This is a genomic window from Maribellus maritimus, from assembly GCF_022267315.1.
In the GTDB taxonomy this organism is placed as follows: domain Bacteria; phylum Bacteroidota; class Bacteroidia; order Bacteroidales; family Prolixibacteraceae; genus Draconibacterium; species Draconibacterium maritimum.
On record NZ_JAIKLE010000146.1, the window covers coordinates 1 to 1,080 of the forward strand.

Below are 1,080 nucleotides of genomic sequence, written 5' to 3' on the forward strand. Positions count from 1 at the left end.
ATGAACGAAGCCGGAGACATAAAAAGAACTGCGGCAATGCGTGATTTAACCGGAACCAAAACACAGTTGATTACCTGTCTGGCCAATTGGAATAAGCAGGATCCTGCAGAAATTGTACCTGCCGCGCTCAAAGAAAATGTGGGTTTATATGGTTTTACCAAACCGGTTATAGGCCCCATAATGAAACCGGTTGATTATTATCTTTCAAATGCTGTTGACAGTCTGGAAGGAGATGAACGGAACATTGCGGTGCTTGCTCGGGCATTTAACAATTTACCCCTCGGGTATGTGAAAAAATAAGATTCTGTTTAGAATATCATTGATAAGAAGATTTGGTATAAGGATTTTAAATTTAGAACTATCAAAAATTTCAATTATGAAAAATAGAACGATTTGCTTTATCATATTTATAGCTCTTATTGTTATAACCGGTTGTAATAAAGGGAAAACTAGCAATTCAGTTAATGAAGCAATCCGGGCATATAATATCGATTATAACTGGGGGCCAGGCGGAGCACATGGTTTTGCCAAACCCGGTTTGTGGGCCGACGCTAATCCAGAAATTTTAATGGACTGGTATGAACAGCTGGGATGTAACGCGGTTCATTCATTTGGTGTTTCATGCAACGGTTATGCCTGGTACAAAAACGGGGTAGTACCGGAACAGCCTGGCTTAAAGTACGATTTTTTAACTGAAATGGTAAAAATAGGCCGCCGGAAGAATATGAAAGTATTCGGTTATTTTTGTGTAGGTGCTAATAACAAATGGGAAGAAGACCATCCTGATTTATGCTACGGAATGAATGGACAACAAATTCCGTTTACAAAAAAGTATATTAATTATTTGAGTTCCTCCATTGAAGATGCTATCAAAAAGACCGATATGGATGGAATCATGCTTGACTGGTTTTACAATCCGGGAGGAGGGCGCGATCCTTTGCCACCACTCCGATGGATGGAATGTGAGCAGGAAATGTATGAGGAATTAATGCAACAGCCTTTTCCTGGAAAGGACAGTATAACTCCTGAAATAGAGCTGGATTTTCGACAGAAAGCTATTGACCGTGCATGGCAACAGAT

General features: G+C 39.9%; 2 protein-coding genes. Both read left to right on the top strand.

Going from position 1 to position 1,080, the window contains the following annotated elements; all coding sequences use genetic code 11:
* The coding region (locus K5G00_RS29435; RefSeq protein ID WP_238770215.1) for a hypothetical protein at positions 1 to 300 on the top strand (300 nt) is incomplete at its 5' end.
* A gap of 76 nt (positions 301 to 376) precedes the next feature.
* The coding region (locus K5G00_RS29440; RefSeq protein WP_238770218.1) for an alpha-amylase family protein at positions 377 to 1,080 on the top strand (704 nt) is incomplete at its 3' end.